This window comes from Donghicola sp. (genome assembly GCF_025210255.1).
Lineage (GTDB): Bacteria > Pseudomonadota > Alphaproteobacteria > Rhodobacterales > Rhodobacteraceae > Donghicola > Donghicola eburneus.
The window spans coordinates 114301-134100 of the sequence record NZ_JAOARZ010000026.1; the positions used below are offsets into that span (position 1 = coordinate 114301).

The 19800-nt window shown below is 53.9% G+C and carries 13 protein-coding genes; 9 read left to right on the forward strand and 4 right to left on the reverse strand.

Annotation, left to right across the window (positions count from 1 at the left end):
* The first annotated feature begins 29 nt into the window (after positions 1-29).
* Positions 30-1088: a glycosyltransferase gene (locus tag N4A58_RS12725; RefSeq protein WP_293710148.1), complete on the forward strand. Its 1059-nt coding sequence runs from the start codon at positions 30-32 to the stop codon at positions 1086-1088.
* On the opposite strand, the gene N4A58_RS12730 is transcribed toward N4A58_RS12725, so the two are convergent.
* On the reverse strand, positions 1089-1292 hold the full coding sequence (locus tag N4A58_RS12730) for a hypothetical protein (protein ID WP_143095381.1): 204 nt from the start codon (positions 1290-1292) through the stop codon (positions 1089-1091).
* 510 nt (positions 1293-1802) lie between these two features.
* Positions 1803-2864, reverse strand: coding sequence for a glycosyltransferase family 1 protein (locus N4A58_RS12735; RefSeq protein ID WP_293710325.1), 1062 nt, complete (start codon positions 2862-2864; stop codon positions 1803-1805).
* A gap of 411 nt (positions 2865-3275) precedes the next feature.
* Here N4A58_RS12735 and N4A58_RS12740 point away from each other — a divergent pair, with 411 nt between their 5' ends.
* On the forward strand, positions 3276-4721 hold the full coding sequence (locus tag N4A58_RS12740) for a mannose-1-phosphate guanylyltransferase/mannose-6-phosphate isomerase (RefSeq protein WP_293710152.1): 1446 nt from the start codon (positions 3276-3278) through the stop codon (positions 4719-4721).
* Between the two features lie 86 nt (positions 4722-4807).
* On the forward strand, positions 4808-5896 hold the full coding sequence (locus tag N4A58_RS12745; protein ID WP_293710154.1) for a glycosyltransferase family 1 protein: 1089 nt from the start codon (positions 4808-4810) through the stop codon (positions 5894-5896).
* A 31-nt stretch (positions 5897-5927) separates the two neighbouring features.
* Here the strand turns inward: N4A58_RS12745 and N4A58_RS12750 are convergent, their stop codons facing one another.
* On the reverse strand, positions 5928-7382 hold the full coding sequence (locus N4A58_RS12750) for an oligosaccharide flippase family protein (protein ID WP_177218618.1): 1455 nt from the start codon (positions 7380-7382) through the stop codon (positions 5928-5930).
* Between the two features lie 249 nt (positions 7383-7631).
* Between N4A58_RS12750 and N4A58_RS12755 the strand changes: the two genes are divergently transcribed.
* The 3 genes from N4A58_RS12755 to N4A58_RS12765 all read left to right on the forward strand — a co-directional run bounded on the left by N4A58_RS12755 (position 7632) and on the right by N4A58_RS12765 (position 11662).
* Entirely contained in the window at positions 7632-9737 is a 2106-nt protein-coding gene (locus N4A58_RS12755; RefSeq protein ID WP_293710157.1) for a polysaccharide biosynthesis tyrosine autokinase, read from the forward strand.
* Positions 9738-10078: 341 nt separating this feature from the next.
* The gene (locus tag N4A58_RS12760; protein WP_338060991.1) at positions 10079-10672 is read left to right on the forward strand and encodes a sugar transferase; all 594 of its coding nucleotides are present in this window, start codon (positions 10079-10081) and stop codon (positions 10670-10672) included.
* A gap of 90 nt (positions 10673-10762) precedes the next feature.
* Positions 10763-11662, forward strand: a complete 900-nt coding sequence (locus tag N4A58_RS12765; RefSeq protein ID WP_293710159.1) for a glycosyltransferase — start codon at positions 10763-10765, stop codon at positions 11660-11662.
* 54 nt (positions 11663-11716) lie between these two features.
* Here N4A58_RS12765 and N4A58_RS12770 read toward each other — a convergent pair whose 3' ends face one another.
* Positions 11717-13444, reverse strand: a complete 1728-nt coding sequence (locus tag N4A58_RS12770; protein WP_293710161.1) for a hypothetical protein — start codon at positions 13442-13444, stop codon at positions 11717-11719.
* 253 nt (positions 13445-13697) lie between these two features.
* Here N4A58_RS12770 and N4A58_RS12775 point away from each other — a divergent pair, with 253 nt between their 5' ends.
* The 3 genes from N4A58_RS12775 to N4A58_RS12785 all read left to right on the forward strand — a co-directional run bounded on the left by N4A58_RS12775 (position 13698) and on the right by N4A58_RS12785 (position 19632).
* Positions 13698-15134 carry a hypothetical protein gene (locus N4A58_RS12775; RefSeq protein ID WP_293710163.1) on the forward strand — a complete coding sequence of 479 codons (1437 nt, stop codon included), beginning with the start codon at positions 13698-13700 and terminating at the stop codon, positions 15132-15134.
* 81 nt (positions 15135-15215) lie between these two features.
* A complete protein-coding gene (locus N4A58_RS12780; RefSeq protein ID WP_293710165.1) occupies positions 15216-16826 on the forward strand; it encodes an FMN-binding glutamate synthase family protein in 1611 nt (536 codons plus the stop codon).
* Positions 16827-17049: 223 nt separating this feature from the next.
* Positions 17050-19632 carry a hybrid sensor histidine kinase/response regulator gene (locus tag N4A58_RS12785; protein ID WP_293710167.1) on the forward strand — a complete coding sequence of 861 codons (2583 nt, stop codon included), beginning with the start codon at positions 17050-17052 and terminating at the stop codon, positions 19630-19632.
* Positions 19633-19800 lie beyond the last annotated feature (168 nt).

Below are 19800 nucleotides of genomic sequence, written 5' to 3' on the forward strand. Positions count from 1 at the left end.
TAGCGATTATTCACTACTGGCTTGTGGGAATGCGCGGCGGCGAAAAGGTCATAGAGGCCCTCTGCCGTATGTTTCCACAAGCCGACATTTTTACGCACGTGGCCGATCCCGCAAAGTTGAGTGCTACGCTAACGAAGCACAAGATTATTGAGACGCGGGTCGGCCGTTTGCCGATGGCTACCAAGATGTACCAGAAATATCTGCCTCTGATGCCTCGGGCGTTGGAAGAGTTGGACTTAACTGGGTACGACCTTGTTATCTCTTCCGAATCTGGCCCCGCGAAGGGCGTGATCGCGCCGCCGGATACGCCTCATTTGTGCTATTGTCATTCGCCCATGAGATATCTGTGGGACCAGTATCATGTGTACCGAAATGGAGCAGGGTTTATCACACGGATGGCGATGCCTTTGCTTGCGCATTCATTGCGGCAATGGGACGTAACGAGTGCCGCGCGTGTTGATGGTTTCGCTGCCAATTCGGGACACGTGGCAAACCGGATTAAAAAGTACTGGCGCCGTGACGCCGATGTTGTTGCGCCCCCCGTCGCGGTGGACGATTTCAAGCCTGTTGCATCGTCCGAGCTTGGGGATTTTTATCTTTGGGTCGGAGAATTGGCGCCTTACAAGCGGCCCGATCTTGCGGTTGAAGCCTTCAAGGAATTGGACAAGCCGTTCGTCGTCATTGGTGGTCCAGACGAGACGGTGAAAAAGCTGCAAGCTATCGCCGGTCCTAAAACCAAGTTCCTAGGCAAAGCCCCCTTCGATGTTTTGAAAGACCATATGGCGCGGTGCAAAGCGCTCATCTTTCCGGGAGAAGAGGATTTTGGAATCGTACCGGTTGAGGCAATGGCCTCTGGTCGGCCCGTAATTGCTTACGGGCGCGGCGGCATTTTGGACTCTGTGGTGGAAAACGAGACTGGTCTGTTCTTTAAAAATCAGACCGTTGAGGAGTTGGTGGACGCGGTTGAACGGTTCGAGAATGCCGGTCTTGATGCCGTTGATCCTCAGATTTGTGTCAACCGCGCCCGTCTGTTTGACGAAAACGCGTTCCGTGAGGGCGTTTACGCTTCGCTCGCCAAAATTATGTGATCAAGTCCGCGGTAGAACTGCGAACAAGAAGATGACCGACGCTCCGATCAGGCTGTAAATCGGCAAGGCCCACCAAAGTGAGATGCCGAGCTCTGCAATCACCCAAGCGGTGAAAACAAGCGATACCGGAATCGCAAAGAACGCAGCGCCAGGTAAAACAGCGCGCGGCTTCTCACCTGATACATCACGCTGATCGTGTTGCACCTTGGCTCTCGAAGCCGTCTGCTTTTTTCTTATTATATTTGCGCTGAACATCTCATCTACCATCGCTGTCTATTGCAGAAATATAGGTGTATCAAATGCGGTTCAACTCCTAAATTTGATATAGACTTTTTGCCGGTGGAAATCCGCATTCACTCTTTTGAAATACGGCCAAATGTTGCCGACGTTTAACTGTTTGACGCAAATTGATAGAGCAGTGTTCACAATCTGTTGTTCGGATTGATTAAAATCGCAATGCGCGAGGCGGCAAACTTGGGTGCTGTAATCTCACGGGTAACTAATTTACAATGCTTTATGTAAGTATAAGTTATTTTTCGACAATCCGCAAACCCGATTTTGCAACTCGTGAGTGAAAGAGATTGCATTTTTATAAAGTCGCGAGCCGAGCTCGCCCGCTGCTGCGCGCGCAGCATTATCTCATCCCTTTAGGAGAGATAAGGTTTCTGACGCATGTTGTACGAGTGATTTGCTAAGAGGTCCGATCTAGCGAAGTTAGTCCGACGGCAAATCGTCTAGAACGCTCAGGAACTTGTCAGATGCACGAGCCCAAGTGAACATTTTCGCGCGCTCTCGTCCTTGCTCCCTCAATTCGTCTGAGAGAGTGGTGCATTGCTCCAGATTCTCCATGGCTTTTGTCCAAGCACCTTGATCGGAAGGGGACACGCTGACGGCTGCGCCTTCAGTCACTTCGGGGATCGCTCCGCCCGTGGAGGCAATTACGGGACATCCTAGCGTCATAGCTTCTGCGGGGGGGAGGCCGAAACCCTCTGTTTTCGAAGGGAATACGAGCGCAAAAGCGTTTTCATAGAGCGCACGAAGTTCTTCATCGGTAACGCGCCCGAGCATTTTGATGTGCTCGGATTCCCTCAGGCCATTGGCGCCAAAAACGGCTAAATTTCCACCGCCTGCAATCACCAGTGGTCGTTGCTTGTCTGAACGCGCGTTGGATGCGTCGACGAGCATTTTCAAATTCTTGTGGGGGGCGAGACTGCCGATCGCCAGAAAATATCCGCCAGTGCTTAGGCTGTGCCGGTCAAGGATACGAGCATCGGCGGCAAGCCGAAGGATGTGATCGGCACCATTCGGGATGACGATAGCTTTGTCTTTCGGAACCACGCCAAAGTGCTCAAGTTCCCTCTTTGAATGCTCAGAGACTGTCAGAATAGTTTGCGCGCGATGCCCCAGACGGGGTTGAACGAAGTGGTAAAAACTGCGGAAAGCGCGAGAATAGGTCTCTGGCTGCCGAAACGCTTGCGCGTCGTGCATCATAACAACCTGCTTTTTCCTCAAAACAGGTCCCATGTTGCATAAGCTGATCAGCCAAGACTCAGGACTTTCTTTGGCAAGCGCCAGTTGCTCCCACGGGTGGCCAGTCAATTTCGACGCAGAGGTGCTGGTGATCGATAGCAAATCCTTAGGTCGTTCACTCGCCGCGACGACGGTGCCCTTAGGGCGGACGGCCAAAATATCTTTGAAGCGAGAGGGAATGCCTGCGTCCAGCGATGCAGAGATAAGTTCGGTTGCGACGCGATCGACGCCAGTGAGCGGGCGCATCAAGAATCGCGCGTTCAATACATAACTATTCATAAAGAAATACCGTGACTGAGAATAACCAGATCCTGCTATCTCTGCCTAACGCTTTTGGACCAAAAATGAGACTACGAATATCGAGATTTAGACCGAACTTCATTGTTCAGCGAAGCTGTTGCAAGGCAAAAATCCTAGATCAGAAAAAATGATCCAGAAGGAAACTATTTGCAAAAGCAAGCGCCAATATTTGTGCGGTCATTTGTTGTGCAGGTCCTATTTTAATGGCCCAAGACTTCGCTAACTGTGGCATGCTCAAAATATGTTGTGTACAAGGTGAGAGAGGTCTGAGAGTGCCGGGCGAAACACCGTGCTTGGCCTCGTAGAATTTTAGTATTTCTATTGTAGTATTTAAAAAACACTGAAGGCGTTCTTCTGATGAATTCTGTTACTCCGGTTATCTTGTGCGGCGGCTCAGGTACACGGCTCTGGCCGCTGTCTCGAAAGAGTTACCCGAAGCAGTTTGTACCGCTTGTGGGTGGGAGCACCCTGTTCCAACAAACAGCAAAACGGCTGAGTGGCGTGGGCGACGGGATCGCTTATGACAAGCCGATGGTTGTGACCAACTCTGACTTCCGGTTCATTGTGGTCGAGCAATTGTCTGAGATGGGAGTCGATCCCGGCCCTGTTCTGATTGAGCCGTCGGCGCGTAATACTGCTCCTGCCGTGCTAGCCGCCGCGATGCATTTGTATGCGTCAAACCCTGATGCGATCATGCTGGTGGCTCCGTCCGATCACATGATGCCTGATTCCGATGCGTTCCGCAGTGCGGTTGCGAAGGGGGTCAAAGCAGCAGAGAAAGGCAAACTTGTACTGTTTGGAATCCGCCCTGACCGTCCCGAGACCGGTTATGGTTATCTGGAGCTGAACGGCCAGACTGAGGACGGTGTGACCTCGCTCAAGTGCTTTGTCGAAAAGCCTGACGCAGAAAATGCGCAACGGATGGTGGATGCTGGTGGGTTCTTGTGGAACGCGGGCATCTTTTTGTTCCGTGCGGCGGACATCATTGCAGCCTTTAACGAGCACGCACCGAATCTGATCGCTCCGGTCGAAAAGGCTGTCGCAGACGCCGTACCTGACCTCGGTTTCCTGCGCTTGGCGCCAGAGGCGTGGGAGCAGGCCGAAGATGTCTCGATCGACTATGCCATCATGGAGAAGGCTTCGGATCTGGCAGTTGTACCTTATGACGCGCTTTGGTCGGATCTTGGCGGTTGGGACGCTGTTTGGCGCGCAATGGACCGGAACGACGATGGCGTTGCGACCACTGACGGTGTGACAGCAATCGACTGTAAGAACTCCGTGCTGCGGTCCGAGTCTCCTCAGGTCGAACTGGTTGGCATCGGGGTTGAAGATATCGTCGCTGTCGCAATGAACGACGCGGTTCTAGTTGCGCACAAAGATCGCGCGCAGGACGTGAAAAAAGCGGTATCCGAACTGAAGAAAAAGTCTGCACTGCAGGCAGAAGCTTTCCCCAAAGATCACCGTCCGTGGGGTTGGTTCGAGAGCCTCGTCGTTGGCTCGCGTTTCCAGGTGAAGCGGATTCAAGTGCATCCCGGTGCATCTCTTTCTCTCCAAAGCCACTTCCATCGCTCCGAGCATTGGATCGTGGTTGAAGGAACCGCCAAGGTGACCGTCGATGACGAAGTGCGTCTGGTGACCGAGAACGAGTCTATCTATGTGCCTCTTGGCTCTGTCCACCGGATGGAGAACCCCGGCAAGGTGCCGATGGTCCTGATCGAAGTCCAGACAGGCTCTTACGTCGGCGAAGATGATATTGTGCGCTACGACGATGTGTATTCCCGTGGACAGGGTGCCAAGGGTTAAGTCGATATTTGCTTAGTGCTCTGGGGCGCCCTTTGGGTGCCCCGAAGCCGTTTTGTTTTCCAGTACATTTTATTGCGAGCAGGCCAATGCGGAAGCTGTTAATCAACGGGCGTTTCCTGTCCGGCGGCGAAACGGCCGTTAATGCTGTTGCCAAAGAGTTGAGCGCTGCGTTGCATCAGCACAGTATCGCGCACCCGAATGGTTGGCAGGTCGAGCTCGTGGTGCCTCAGGCTCTTTTGTCAAAGGCAGAGGCGACCGGCATTCCATCGCGAGCTCATGGTCGTCGATCAGGTATCGTCTGGGAGCAAACCGAACTTCCGAGTTTGCGTTATGACGGCGTAATTCTAAGCCTTTTCAATACGGTGCCGGTATTTGGGCGCGGCTACGTGACAATGCTTCACGATGCCCATGTCATGACGTCTCCGGACTCTTATAGCCGTCCGACGCGGAGATGGAGAGAGTTTCTTTCTCGAAGAGCGGGGGCCACGGGCAACTACGTGCTGACCCCTTCAGAACACTCCAAGGTCAGTTTATTGGAGCATGGGATCGGACGAGCTGAACACTACGGCATTGTACCTAATGGTCCTGGGAATGTCGGGCGCGTCCAGGGGGATCGCGCAATCTTCAAGCGGTTATCGTTCAACGACGAAACCCCATTTTGCGTCGGCCTCAGTAGCCTGCTGCCACACAAGAATATCGGTGACCTCTTAAGCGCGTTCGCGCGGCCAGAGTTGGCGAACATTCAGTTGGTACTTTTCGGCAAGGCGTCTCGCGCGGACTTTGTCGCAGCGGGCCATGACGTTCCTGACAACGTGCATTTCCCTGGTTTTGTGTCAGACGAAGAACTTGCCGCACTTTACGACAAGGCGCTCGCGGTTTGTGTCCCTTCTTTGGAAGAGGGGTTCGGTATGCCCGCGCTAGAGGGCATGGCGCGTGGGGCGATTGCTGTTGTTTCGCCCTGCGGCGCGCTGCCAGAAGTGGTGGGGGAGGCTGGCCTCTTTGCCAAAGTCGGACAGCCCGACCAGATCGTAGCCCATATCTCGCGGATCAACACCGATCCGGCGTATGCCGAGGACCTGCGCGCGAAAGGGCTTGCGCGTGCTCGGGCTTTCACGTGGGAAATCGCCGCTGAAAAAGCCTTTGCACACTTAGAGGCATGGGGCTTGGCAGAGTAGGCCACCAGCGTCAGCTGATGGCCGATAGGCTTTAGCGCGACTCAAAAATGCTCATTTCAAGAACACTTGAGCGGATGCCGATATAGATTGTCGGCGCTGCGAGGATCAACGTGACCAACGTGATCAGAACAAAGCGAATTTCTTGGCTAAATTCGAACGCGCCAATCGCGAAAATCCCAGTGATGACAGCGATCCCGTAGACGCCAAGCAGCCCTAAGCCCATGAAAAGCGGCGGCATTGCGCTGCTCAGATCAATCCGACCCCAGTATTTGAACACCAGCAAGGACCCGATAAAGGAGAGGATCTGGACACCCGCCTGCGCCCACGCGATGGTCTCAAACCCCATGGGGGCAAAGACGACAATCGTCCCCAGCATTAACGTGGTCCAGACGAGGTTGGTGTGCAGTGTCACTTGGGTCGAGCGTCGGGCTGCGAAAACCGGCTCGATCAGGTCATTGCCAGAGCGCGCGACTGCCCGAAGGGCAAAAGCATAGAGGGTTCCAAGCGCCGCTGCATATTCGGGGCGGAAGAATGTCTCAATCAATCCACCGCCCAACGCTGAAATTGCGATCGCAAAACCGCCCGTCAGGAAAACAGAGCCAGCGAGCATGATTTTGAAGATCGGATCCAGAGGTTGAGAAAAGCGGGACGCGGCGCCAAATAGCTTGATGGCGAAGCTGCGCAAAGGCTGTGCGATGATGTCCACGGTGCCGGTCGCCAGTCTGTTGGCAAAGCGGTAAAGGCCAGCCTCAGTCGTGGAAAGCGCGTAGGCAAGGATCAGGTCCGTGCCGAAATTGGCCAAAAAAGACAGGAATCTAGAGCCATAGAGACCGCTGGAGAATCGCAGACCTTCGTAAGCAATCTTACGATCGAATCGGAGTGTAGGGCGCTTGGGGCATGCTGCGACAAATAGGACAAGCTCTAACAGGGTGCGGATACCGCGATAGGCGACCAATGCAAAAAGCGACTTCCAGACAACTAGAATAATGCAACCGACCAAAAGTCCGCCCAAATTTCCTGCAATCAAAATGAGAAAGTACCGCTTCATTAATCCCATGCGCGTAAGCACCGCCGAAGCCCAACCTATGATTGAAACAAACGGTTGGAATATCCCGAAATAGCGTAGAACCTCTGCGAGATCGGGCGCATCAAAGAGTCGGGCCAGCCACTCACTGCCTAGATACATGGCAGCGCCACCCACTAAGCCAATTGCCAACATGATCCAAAAGACAGTCGACAAAACTGCAGTCTCGTCCTTCTCGGAATTGACGAGGAAATGAAAATATCCGCAGTGAGTCAGCATAATTACAAACTCAACTGCGATAATAGCAATGGTGTAGGTGCCGTAATCGGCCGCTGTCAGAAATCCTGCAGCTAATAGGGTAATAACAAACGATGCAATTTGTTGAGATGCGAGGCCAAAAACGGATATCGCGGCTGTGCCACCTGTTTTTGCAAAAGATGACTTTAGCTTACTAAAGAGCAAAATATCACTCCGATAATATATCTTACGGAAACAAAAGAGGGCGGGAGAGGAAAGGCGCCCAAAGAGGAAAAATTGTGATAATTAAGAGATAGCGCTCTTGTCAGCCGTGGCGCAACCATGTTCTTTAACCGTAACCCGAAGGTGTATTTGTTCGGATAAGTGCACAATCGTGCATTTTTGGAGTTTCTATTTATGACTGATTTTGGCACCCAAAGCCCACATTTTTCGGCGCAGGTTGCTGGACGAGCCATGGGCGACTCAGATTTCATTCGCCCGGAAGAAGATGATCGGGCAGATTTGAGCCGCATGTTGCGGTCGGTTTGGGTTCGTAAGAATATTATCCTTGGTTGTATCTTTGGCTTTGCTGTTGTGTTTTTCCTGTCTGCTTATATGCAGCCCAAGAAATATACGGCGCACACAACCATCATGTTGGACACACGGGGCCAGCAGTTTGTTTCTATGCAAGAACAGGTCGTTGGCGATCTGAAGCTGGATGACGCGCTGCTAGAAAGCGAAGTGACGGTCCTGCGGTCGATGGCACTACTGAGTGCAGCAGTAGAGCGCATAGGGCTGGATCGCTTTGATATACTAGCTGGCGAAGATGGATATGAGTACTTTGACGACAGTATCGTGTCGCGTGATCAGCAACGCCTTAAATTCGTCGCCGAAGAGCTACAGAACGGGATCAATGTTTACCGTGTTGGTGAATCTTATGTGATCGAAGTCTCTGTGACGACAATTGATCCGCAGCTTTCAACTATTGTCGCTGACACACTTGTAGAGGTCTACATTGCCGATCAGCTGAATGATCGTCAGGCGGTTGCAAGCAACGCGACGCGCTGGTTGTCTGATCAGGTGGAAGTCGCACGCCAAGAAGTGTTGGCCGCCGAGGCGCGTGTCGAGGAATTCAAACGCGAAGTCCTCCAGTCTAGCGGTGCGTCTGAAGATGTTCTTGAGCAGCAGCTGGGTGAGTTGAACCAGCAACTCGCGCTCGCGCGATCTGAACGCGCGACCGAATCTGCAAATTTGCGACAGACCCAACTACTCAAAGACGCGCAAGGCGCAGTCGCGGTCGCGGATTCGCTGGATGTGCCCTACGTAAAGGCGATGCGAGAAGCACGTCAGGAGCTTTTGCGCGAAGATGCCTCGCTTTCTTCGGCTCTCGGTGAAAACCACCCAACGCGTCGGAATATCGCCAAAGAAATCGCAGAGATTGACGCGAGCATAGCCCAAGAAGTCGACAACATTATGCGAGGCTATGAGACACGCATCAATGTACTGGCGTCGCGCGAGCTGTCCCTGAGCGAAGACGTATCGGACCTGCAAGACAAGCTCTCTAACTTATCGAACTCGTCTCTGCGCCTTCGTCAAGTTGAGCGGGAGGCAGAGGCAGCGCGGCTGCGATTTGATGAAATGCTCACCCGCCTTGGCATGACACAAGCGCAGGTCGAAATTCAGAGAGCTGACGCAAAGGTCATCAACCCGGCCTCTTTCCCACTGGTGCCCTCGTCCCCGCGCGTGAAGCTGTTGACCGTGTTTGGCGCAGCGATCGGAATGACAGTAGGATTGGTCGCAGTGTTGATCATCGAGATGACCCGTGGGGGCTTCGCAACTGCACGTCAGTTAGAAAGCGCGACAGGTCTGCCTGTCATGAGCGCGCTGCCCCGCGCAGAGGTCACTTCTCCTAAAGACGTCGTCGGTCTATTGAATAGCCGTGGCTATCACCTGCTGAATGAACGGATCAGGCAGTTGAGGGCAGTTTTGCCGATCGCCACACGGCAGCGCAAGAATTGCTACCTTCTCTTGTCGTCGGCACCGGACGAGGGGAAGACCTCTACCGCTGTTGCGCTCGCGCACGCCAGCGCAATGGCAGGTGTCTCGACAATCCTTGTCGACTTGGACAATCGCCGAGGCACGTTGCAGGCAGAATTCACCGAAGGCCAAATGGTCGACCTATCGAATTACTTTAAAGGTGAAATCACAATTGATGAGGCAATCATCAAGGGGCAGAAAACTCTATTTGATATCACCGGCGCGGGCAAACATCAGTCTCTTATGGCTGATGGCGTTAATGGAGAGCAGCTTCGTGATATGGTGGCAGAGTTAAAAGAGCGCTACGATGTGGTGGTAATTGACGCACCGCCCATCCTAGCGGTGTCTGACGGGCTGCAGATTGCCACTGTGGTTGATTGGGTGCTGTACCTTGTGCGCTGGCGCCATACCTCTGAGAAATCGGTTAAATATGGGCTCGATACGCTCGAAAACGTTGGTGTGAACAATATTGGCCTTGTGATGACCATGGTCGATGTTAGGGAAGATCCTGATAGCTATGCCCAGAAATACGATTACGCATAAGCTATATGGTAATTTGCAAAATTTGAATTTATATGGTGCCCATTGCTATTATTTTGATTGTGTTTGATTTGAGTCTGCTCTGTGAATTTATGTGCTAATTTTGACAAATTTCATGGAAAAGTTTCAATTAATATGTAATTTAGTTATCAAGTTATATTTTTCAGGCCATCATTTCCTTGGCCATCAAAGACTTAGGTCGCGAGTCGCGGCAACGTTTCGCCAGATTTTATAAAACAAGACTTTAACCGGGGGCCATTGTGACAAATACCTCTACTTCAGCTGGAAATCGCGGGGGACCTGCCGGGTCCGGTGTCGCCTATCTCCTGAGATATGAAGGTGCGTTGAAACGCGTCGCCGACATTATTCTGGCAATCCTACTCCTCCCTATGCTGCTTCCGATCATCGGTTTGCTGTATCTTATTATCCGCTCTGACGGCGGACCTGGCTTCTTTGGCCACAAACGTGTGGGCCGTGAAGGCAAAATCTTCAAATGCTGGAAGCTGCGTAGCATGGTGCCGGATGCCGAAGAGCGCCTGCGCGAGCATCTTGCCAATAATCCTGCGGCAGCCGCCGAATGGGAACGGGATTTCAAACTGCGTGACGACCCGAGGATCACGCGTTTGGGTGCATTCATCCGTAAAACAAGCCTCGATGAGCTGCCCCAGATCTGGAATGTTCTGCGCGGCGAAATGAGCTTGGTGGGCCCGCGTCCCGTGACCTCTGATGAATTGTCGCGCTACGGCGCTCATCAGTGGGCCTATCTGATGATGCGTCCAGGCGTAACTGGCCTGTGGCAAGTCTCGGGCCGGAACGACATTAGCTATGACGAACGTGTGGCGTTGGATACGCGTTACTGCCGCGAGGTGTCTGCGGTGCAAGATGCGATCATCCTGTTCAATACGATTGGTGCGATTACAAAACGCACTGGTGTTTAAGTCCTAAATCTCCTTCGACCACACCCAAGGCGCGGGCGTCCATCCCCTTACGCTCGCGCCGTTTTTGTATGAACACGAGTGCGATTAAATATGCGAATTTCAGTCATCATTTGCTCCGTCGGTCGTCCCGAGGCCATCGAGTCGGTGCTGCCCTTTATCGCCCGTCAAACCAAGCAACCCAGTCATGTTCTGATCGTTGTGACGAAACCCGAAGATTTGCCGCCCGAAAGCGCGTTGCAATACAATCTTCCGATTCAGGTACTGTATTCTCCCAAGGGGCTGACCAAACAGCGCAACACCGGTTTGGACGCGATTCAGAACGAGTGTGATGCGGTCTTCTTTATTGATGATGATTATCTTCCCGCTCAGGATGCGCTGGAGGTGCTTGAGAGTGGCTTTAGCAGGTTCCAGGACGCCGCGGGTTTGACCGGTACGCCCTTGGCAGACGGAATCAATACCGAAGGGGTCTCCGTATCCGAGGCGCGGAAACTGATAGAGGCGTATGAAGCGAAGCCGCGAGATACGACGGCCATGGCCGCTCAACGCAAGCTTGTTGGGCTCTATGGGTGCAACATGGCCTATCGTTGCAGCTCGATTGGCGCGGTGCGTTTTGATCCTCGGTTGCCGTTGTATGGCTGGCAAGAGGATACGGACTTTTCCTACCGTTTGGCCGGCGAGAAAATCCGTCTCGGAAACCTAGCTGGCGTGCATTGTGGGACGAAGTCGGGCCGTGAAACGAGCGGCGTCTTACTGGGGTATAGTCAGATCGCCAACCCCGTGTACTTGATGCGAAAGAGGTCCTTGCCGCTGCAATTCGGCCTTACTTTGATGAGTAAAAACGTTTTGGCAAATCACGGAAAGATATTGTTTCCAGAGCCTTGGATCAATCGCAAGGAACGGGCGAAAGGCAATTGGTTGGCTTTCTTCGATGTCCTTCGGGGGCGCCACGATCCAGAGCGTATTTTCGAGCTAGGTGCGCGCAGGGGCTAGGAACGCACTATTCGCAAGTGGGGCGCCAGCGGAGAAACCGCCAGCGCCCCTTTTTCATTCTTGATCGCATGCGCAAAGCGGGTTCACCAGCTTGACTCGGAAATCACCGTTGTAGAGTTGCGGCATTTCTGACGGACCAAAGATCACCTTCACCTCCTTGCCTTCGGGGACGGCATAGGGGCCAAAGCTGCTTTGATCACTGCCAGAAACAACCGTCGATACCTTGGTTTCGCCCGCGACAATGATGTCCAGAGTGACTCCGCTCGATGACAGCATATTCAGCTTTACGTCGGTCTCGATGTTGATCATCTGCTCTTTCTCCGAGATGTGCTCCAAGACGACACGCATGTTCTCATCTTCGCCGCCGACGATGTTGAAGCCCGTTGGAAGCCACGCAAAGTTCCAGAGGTTCGGCTCTTTTGTCGTGCAGAGGTACGGACGCCACGGCACGCCGCCGCGTTGTTGGCCAGGACAGGTTTCCAAGTCCACGATCCGGTCATCAGATCCAACCAGCAGATAGCGGCGGAAACCTTCGACACCGTCGGCGGTCCGTGCGTTTTCTCCTTCTGCGGGTCGGAAAAACTGGTAGTAGCTGTCGGCGACGACCGGTTGCGCTCCTAGATCAATGTCCAGTTCCAGATCAATCGGTGCGCCGTCAGTGTGAAAGAAGATCACACGATCCCGCATCAGTTCTAGCTCGCGATCATATTCACGCATATCGCCGCGGCGCGGCTGCATGTCATGACGTCGGATCGCCACATCGCGCGGGGCGCCCCAAATCACCGCGTCACTGCCGCCGAAAACACAGGCATAGGTAAAAGGATCAGGCTGGTAAAACTCTACTGGCTTGCCTTGAAGTTTCGTATGCGCGTAGGTCAAGGCTTGTCCGAGCGGAGTCAGCGACATGTCCGATTGTAGCACCGGTGGATAGTTGTCCCCTCGCTGCGTCAGGGGATACCAGACTGCACGCTTTACGCCCGAGGCTGCCATTGTGCAGTAGTTCCGCCAAAAAAAGTCTGGTGCGCTGGCCAGATCCCGCTGCCCGAATTCGGTAATTTCGATGTCCATATCCTTCATCTTGGGGTGGCGGCGTAGGACAGAAAGCTCAGCCGGGATATGCTCCGGCTCTGTTGTATACGTGTGGATTGAGACGGCATCCATGTAATCGGCTGCCCCTAGATCCAACATTTCCCAGATATAGGCGCTTGCGATCGAGTGAGCCGAGGCCCCGATGATCCGCGTATTCCGTACGTTTTCGTGCTCGTTCAGCGCCTTTAGGTAATCGACCTGCACTGCGGCTAATTCCTGCGCGGATTTCTCTTTGATCGGGCCGTAAATGAAGCTCGGAGAATTGAACTCGTTCCCAATCTCGATAGACCGCACGTCAGGATAATGTTCGAGGTAGGCAGACACAAACTCAGCGAGCGCGTCGATTCCCTCGGACTTCAAAACGGTATTTCCGTCCTCGTAGTTGGCATTGTCTGCCCAAATGATGAGCGATCCAGCGAGACCCGCGCGGTTTAACTCATCCACACCCTTCTGTTGATCGACACCGAAATTGTACTTACCTTTCTCGGTTTCGATATGAGCCCAAACGGTGTTATCTCGCAAATCGTTGATGCCAAGCGATTGCAATCTTTCGATCACGCGTGTGCTGGGAACCAAGAATAAACCTGCATCTATTCCCAGAAGGGGCGCTGTATTTTCCTGTGCATACAGGCTGTTCGCGGTAAAACATACCGTCGATGCAAGGACGGCGGTAATGTTTTTGAAAAAATGCATTGGAAAACTCTACTATAAAAGAAGTTAAAATACTTGCCTTATAGTGTTGGTGTTTGGGTCCTCGATCAAGCAAAGAAAAAATATCATAAAGAGGTGGTATCGTTAAGCGCTCGACATAGGGTGACCGTGGGGCTGAAGCGATAAATCGTATGAATGTGTGTTGCGAATTTGGTGAATTCGGTTAGATAAAAGGCATTGATTTAGTAATTTTCGTGTCGCTGCGGCGCGTCATTTTATCGACGGCTAGTTTGCTATGCAGGTATTCGCCACAACGCCTTTGGCGCTGTTTATGTTGCTCTACATCATGGTACGCGGACCGGTTAAAGGTTTGTGGTGTCTGTTTTTGGTCCTGCCGATGGGTGCGGCGGCGGCGATGAACGTCTCCGGCCTTGGGTCGATCTACATGGCAGACTTCGTCATCATGGCGATGTGGGCGTCGCTCCTGCTGTTTCCGACCGGTTTTTCCGAACTTTTCGCCACACTGAAGCCGGGCCGTCCAGGTTTTATCCTGCTGTTTTTGTTGATTGTGTCGCTCTTGAGTGCGTTTTTCATGCCGCGCTTCTTTCGAGGAGACACAGAAGTGTTCATGCTGGTCAAAGTGCCAGATTGGGGTATGGCCTTCCGGCTTCGCCCCCTCGAGCCAACGACGCAGAACATCAGTCAGCCGATCCGCTTCATGATCTCCATGTCGGCCTTTGTCATCCTTACCACGCTCTTTCGCAAGCACGGCAGTGCGATGCAGATTCACAAGGGCATGATTCTGGCGACTTGGGTCAACGTGCTGCTCGCGTTTTTGGACGTTGCTTCGCACGCGGTCGGCTTCAACGACCTGCTTGATGTGGTGCGGACCTCGAACATGGCGATGCTGGATGATCAGCGGATCATGGGCATTAAGCGGATCGCAGGCGGCTTTGCCGAGGCGTCGGCCTTTGGCTTCTACACGATGGGGCTCTTCGCTTACTGGATGCGTTATTGGTTCTCGGACAAAACGTCATGGAAGAGCGGGCTCATAGCGCTCTTGATGTTTGCCCTGATCATTCGCTCCACCTCAAGTTCGACCTATCTCGCGCTGATTGCTTTTCTGGGGCTGTACTTCCTCTGGCACTTCCGCACGATGTTCAAGGCGCGCCGAGCGCTCCTGATCTACATCTCCACGATTGTGGCGGTGCCCATGATGATGATCGTTTTCATCATGCTATTTACATTGAACCCGATCCTCTCTGGGATGCTGGACGAGATTTTGTTGACCAAAATGTCCAGCGATTCCGGCGTTGAGCGTATGATGTGGAACACGCAGGCTCTGACTGCGATGATCGACACCTACGGGCTAGGGGCGGGAATCGGGAGTGTCCGCGCCTCCAGCTTTCTGTATGCTTGTTTAGGAAACATCGGGATCGTTGGAACTGCGTTGTATCTGGTATTTATCGCGCAGTTTTTGCTCGCCCGGCCGCCAAAGTCAGAGCGAGACACGCATACAGCCGCTGTGATCGCGGGCTTGCAAGCGTCGTGCATTGGATTCCTGATCCAAGCGATGATGTCAGCACCTTATCCGAACCTTGACGTGGTATTCTTTGCCCATGCAGGTCTGGCGATGGGGCTGCTCAGGCGGCAAGAAATACTTGTGCGCCGCAAGAAAAGGTCAACGCGTGCACGACCTGTCAGGATGGGTGCAGCACGCAGCATGGCGTAATCGCGGGCAAACAGGTGGTTGAAGACTCGGAGCAGTTGATCAACTAATGGCATCAACAGAGCAGCTGAAAGGTGCCCGAAGATGTCCCAGTGGATCCGATTCCTGACCTTCGCCCTGTGCGTCGCGTTTACGTTGATTTTCGCAATCGCCGCGGTCTGGGTGAATTGGCTGGGACTGCTTGCGCTGGTCTTCGCAGGTCTGACGCTGGTTGGTATTAGGGACATGCTTCAGACCAAGCACGCTATTCTGCGCAACTATCCGGTCATCGGCCACATTCGCTTCATGCTCGAGGATATTCGCCCTGAAATCCGACAGTACTTCGTCGAGAGCGACGAAGATGAGGTTCCCTTCTCTCGTGAGGGGCGGGCGATCGTTTATCAGAGGGCCAAGAACGTTGAGGACAAGCGCCCCTTTGGCACCAAGCAGCGCGTGAATGCTGCGGGATATCAGTGGCTGACTCACTCGATCCAACCGCGCAAGATCGATGACAAGGATTTCCGCGTCAAAATCGGTGGGCCTGCGTGTACGCAGCCTTATGACGCGTCGGTTTATAATATCTCTGCAATGAGCTTTGGCGCGTTGTCAGCGAATGCGATTTCCGCGCTGAACAAAGGTGCAAAGAGGGGTGGGTTCGCCCACGACACTGGCGAAGGCGGGATTAGCCGCTACCACCGCGAGGGCGGAGGCGATCTGATTTTTGAGATCGGCACGGGCTATTTCGGCGTGCGTGACGACGAGGGCAACTTCGATCCTGATAAGTTCGCCAAAGTCGCGGCCGATGATCAGGTCAAGATGATCGAGATTAAACTCAGCCAGGGTGCCAAGCCTGGGCAGGGTGGGATGCTGCCTGCCTCAAAAATCTCTCCTGAGATCGCTGAGGCGCGCGGCGTTCCGATGGACAAAGACTGCATATCGCCCGCGTCGCACAGCGCTTTTAGTACGCCGCTTGAGATGATGGCCTTTATCCAGCAGTTGCGCGAACTGTCGGGCGGCAAACCTGTCGGCTTCAAACTGTGTATTGGCCACCGCCGCGAGTTCATGTGTATCGTCCGCGCTATGCTCGAAACGGATATCACGCCGGATTTCATTGTCATCGATGGCAAAGAGGGCGGCACAGGGGCGGCTCCGCTGGAGTTTGCGAACCACATGGGCATGCCCTTGGTAGAAGGGCTGACCTTTGCCCATAATACTCTGCGTGGTGTGAACCTGCGTGACCGGATCGCGATCGGCGCTTCGGGCAAGTTGATCCACGCTTTTGACATCGCGAAGGCGCTCGCGCTTGGGGCGGACTGGGTGAATTCAGCGCGTGGGTTTATGTTTGCTGTCGGATGTATTCAGGCGCAGGCTTGCCACACCAATCACTGTCCGACGGGCGTTGCGACCCAAGATACCCGGCGTCAACGCGCGCTTGTCGTGCCGGACAAGGCAGAGCGAGTTTACTACTTTCACAAAAACACGCTCAAGGCGTTGGGCGACATGGCTGGCGCTGCGGGCTTGGATCACCCCTCGTCTTTCTTGCCGCATCACCTGATGATGCGTGAGAAAGAGCGCAACATGGTCACGGGCGAGGAAATCTATCCCTATATGCCAGAGGGTTTTCTGCTGCGCGAGGACGACGGTCGGTTTGGTTACCTGCAGCGATGGCGCCGCGCTGCCAGCGCTAGCTTCGCGCCATTTGATCAAGGCGTTTAACGGTATCTTGCGATTTTCGCGGTGTTAAGTAGCATCAAGTCTACTCTTTTGGGTGTATGGATACCCATTCGGACTGGTTTTTCAGCCCGAAGATAAATTGAGCGGTCAACGGTTTTCTCGTTTGTGTGGGCTAGTGTTAGGGCGATGCGCTTGAGCGTGTCGGGTCGAAGGGGAACCTGCGATCTGAGCCCGCTTGAGTTACGTGAAGGTCGTGGGGTCAATTGTGAAAAGCGGAGCACCCGAACAATTCAGCGCCAGCGCGCAGGTCATGAGTCTCGCGCGCGCTGCCGAACTGTCCCGTGACCAAGGCTTCGTCTTTCGCGACTTCGAAATTTCCAAGATCCGGATGATTACCGAGAGCATCCGTGCCTACCCGGTCCGGATGACACTGGTCTATCTTGCTGTGATCTTGTTTTGGACGGTCTTCATGTCCTACGGGTCCGCGTTGCATGGGCCCAATACTATCGCAGTGAACCTTAGCCCGCAGGTCTGCCTGTTTACGATCTGCGTGGGACTGTTGCTGTACCCAAGGCACCTGCTCTGGGTTCCTGTTGCGGCGCTGTGCTTTATGTACTTCGTGCCCTTTGTGCTGCCTTTTACGGGCAAGCCGATCTGGTTGGTCATGCCAGAGGTCACCCCAAGTCTGATCCTTTTCTTCCTGATCACCAACCTGATCGCGGGCTTGGTCATTGGGGTGATTGCCCGCTCTGTCTATCGGCGGATTGGACGTATGTTCCGGCCCAATGACACAGATTTGCTGATTGGTTGGGTCATCACCATCAGTTTTGCTGCAATCTGTTTTGTCCAAGTCCACATTGCCCAAGCCTATGCGCAACTTTTGCCCGCCCAAGACCTGAAGGCCTTGGGCTTTGACGAGAATTTTGTCGATTTCTCGATGAACCGTGTCCTGCGCGGTGCGTCAGTGGTGGTCGGGTTTTTTGTTGCGGTGCTGTACACGGATCGTTTGAGCGCGGTCGTTCGTTACCTTCCTGCGATGCTAATCTTCCCGCTCCTCGCTATTCTGCACCGCGCGGGGTATTTAGGTTACCCGATGCTGGATACGGCGATTGTCGGGCTGGTCTACGCGATGATCCTGCCAGCGGGGGCGGCGCCCGTCATCGTGATTGGTGGCATTACCATTTATTCGGCGCTAACCGGCCAATACCTGACAGATACGCCGCCGGGCGATGTGGAGTCAGCCTTGCTCGAGATTTATTCGATCGGCTCGCTCTTCTTGATTGTGGCCACGATGGCGTTGCGCGGGCGGGGCCGCCATGAAAGAGAGCAACGCTCCGCCAGCTTGCGGCGTCTGTCTCTGGTGCGGGAATTCGCGGGTGTCGGGCTCTTTGCGGTAAACATCCCTCGTAATAGCTTCCGGATCGAGGTTTCGGGCCAGACCCTGCTCGGGCTTCCCAGCGAAACCACGTTGGATGCTTTTATCGAAACGATCGCGATGGATCATCGCCGTGCTGTCCGTGATGCGTTTGTTGCCGGAAGCGACGAGACGAGCACTATGGTTGTGCCGCTGCTTCGAACGTTTTCCGAGGGGCAAGAGCGCCTTGTCCGTCTGCATTTGTGGGGCGAAAACAGCATCTGGAAAGAACGTATCGTCTACGGCCTGCTGATCGAAGTCACCGACGAGTACCGCCGTGAAAAGGCGCTTTCGAATGCGCTGAAGGAGTTGTCTTTGCGCCAGGAGCGTCAGAACCAGCTCTTTTCGATCGTGTCTCACGAGGTGCGCACGCCGGCCTCCGTCCTCTCAATGCTCATCTCAGAGCTTGAACGCGGCGAGGATGTCGAAGAGCTGCGCCCGCAGATGCGCGAGGCATCAAATCAGCTGTTAACTGTGCTGGACGATATGCGCCAAGCAGTGAATCCAGAGAAAAATCAGAAGATCAAGATCAGCCCCTACGTCCCAGCCGAACTGGCCGAGCAGGTGTCATCAACCTACCGGATGATGGCGCAGACCAAAAACTTCCGGATCAATATCTGTCTCGGCGAGGGCGCGGATCGGTCGATTATGGGGGATGTGTCACGCCTTAAACAGGTTCTTGGCAATCTGGTGCGCAACGCAATTATCCATTCCAAAGGCTCCGAGATTTGCATTGGTTACGAGCGCCGTACTGATGACGGCCCTCAAGGGACCAACCTAACCCAAGTCTGTTGGACAATCACTGACGATGGCGTTGGTATTCCGCCCGACGATGTTGCGCGCTTGTTCCAACCCTTCGAGCGGGGCAGCGCGGACGCGCGCAATCAGGCGGATGGTAGCGGTCTTGGGCTTTTCATTGCCAAGCAAATGATCGAACTGCTTGGGGGGCAGCTGAGTTATTTCCCTTCGCCGATGGGGGGTGCAGGCTACCGTATCGTTATGCCAGAGGTCGTGACGCCTGCAGGCCGATCGAAATCTGTCGTAGCTGCTGACAAAGATTTCGACGAACGGCTTAAAACCCTGCGCGTCGTGTTGGCCGAGGACAACATGCTTGTCGCCAAGATTACGCTCAAACAGCTGGGGCGCATTTTCGGCAGCATTGAGCACTTTGAAAACGGCGCCCTTGCGCTGGCGCGGATCCAAGCCGATCCGCCGGACCTGTTGTTGACTGACCTCTTTATGCCGGAAATGCCAGGTGATGAGCTGATCCAAGCGGTTCGGACAGAGTATCCTGATTTGCCCATGATCGGGCTAACTGCGGCGGTTGTCGGGGATGACACACGCCGTTTCGAGGAGGTTGGGGCAACCGCTTATCTGCCGAAACCACTCTCTATCGAAAAACTGAAGACGATCCTTCAAGAGCATCTGCCCTGACGGTCAGGTAGGTGTTGCTATCATCTTAGGTAGACGTTGTGATCCGAACCGAGAGTTTGGGGTCATCTTTGCGGCACACCTTTGGATGCCAGACGCTCGGATTGGACGGCGGATGTGCCGAAAATTGCTCTGCAATTGACCTTGTGCGCAGATGAACTGGTGACACTG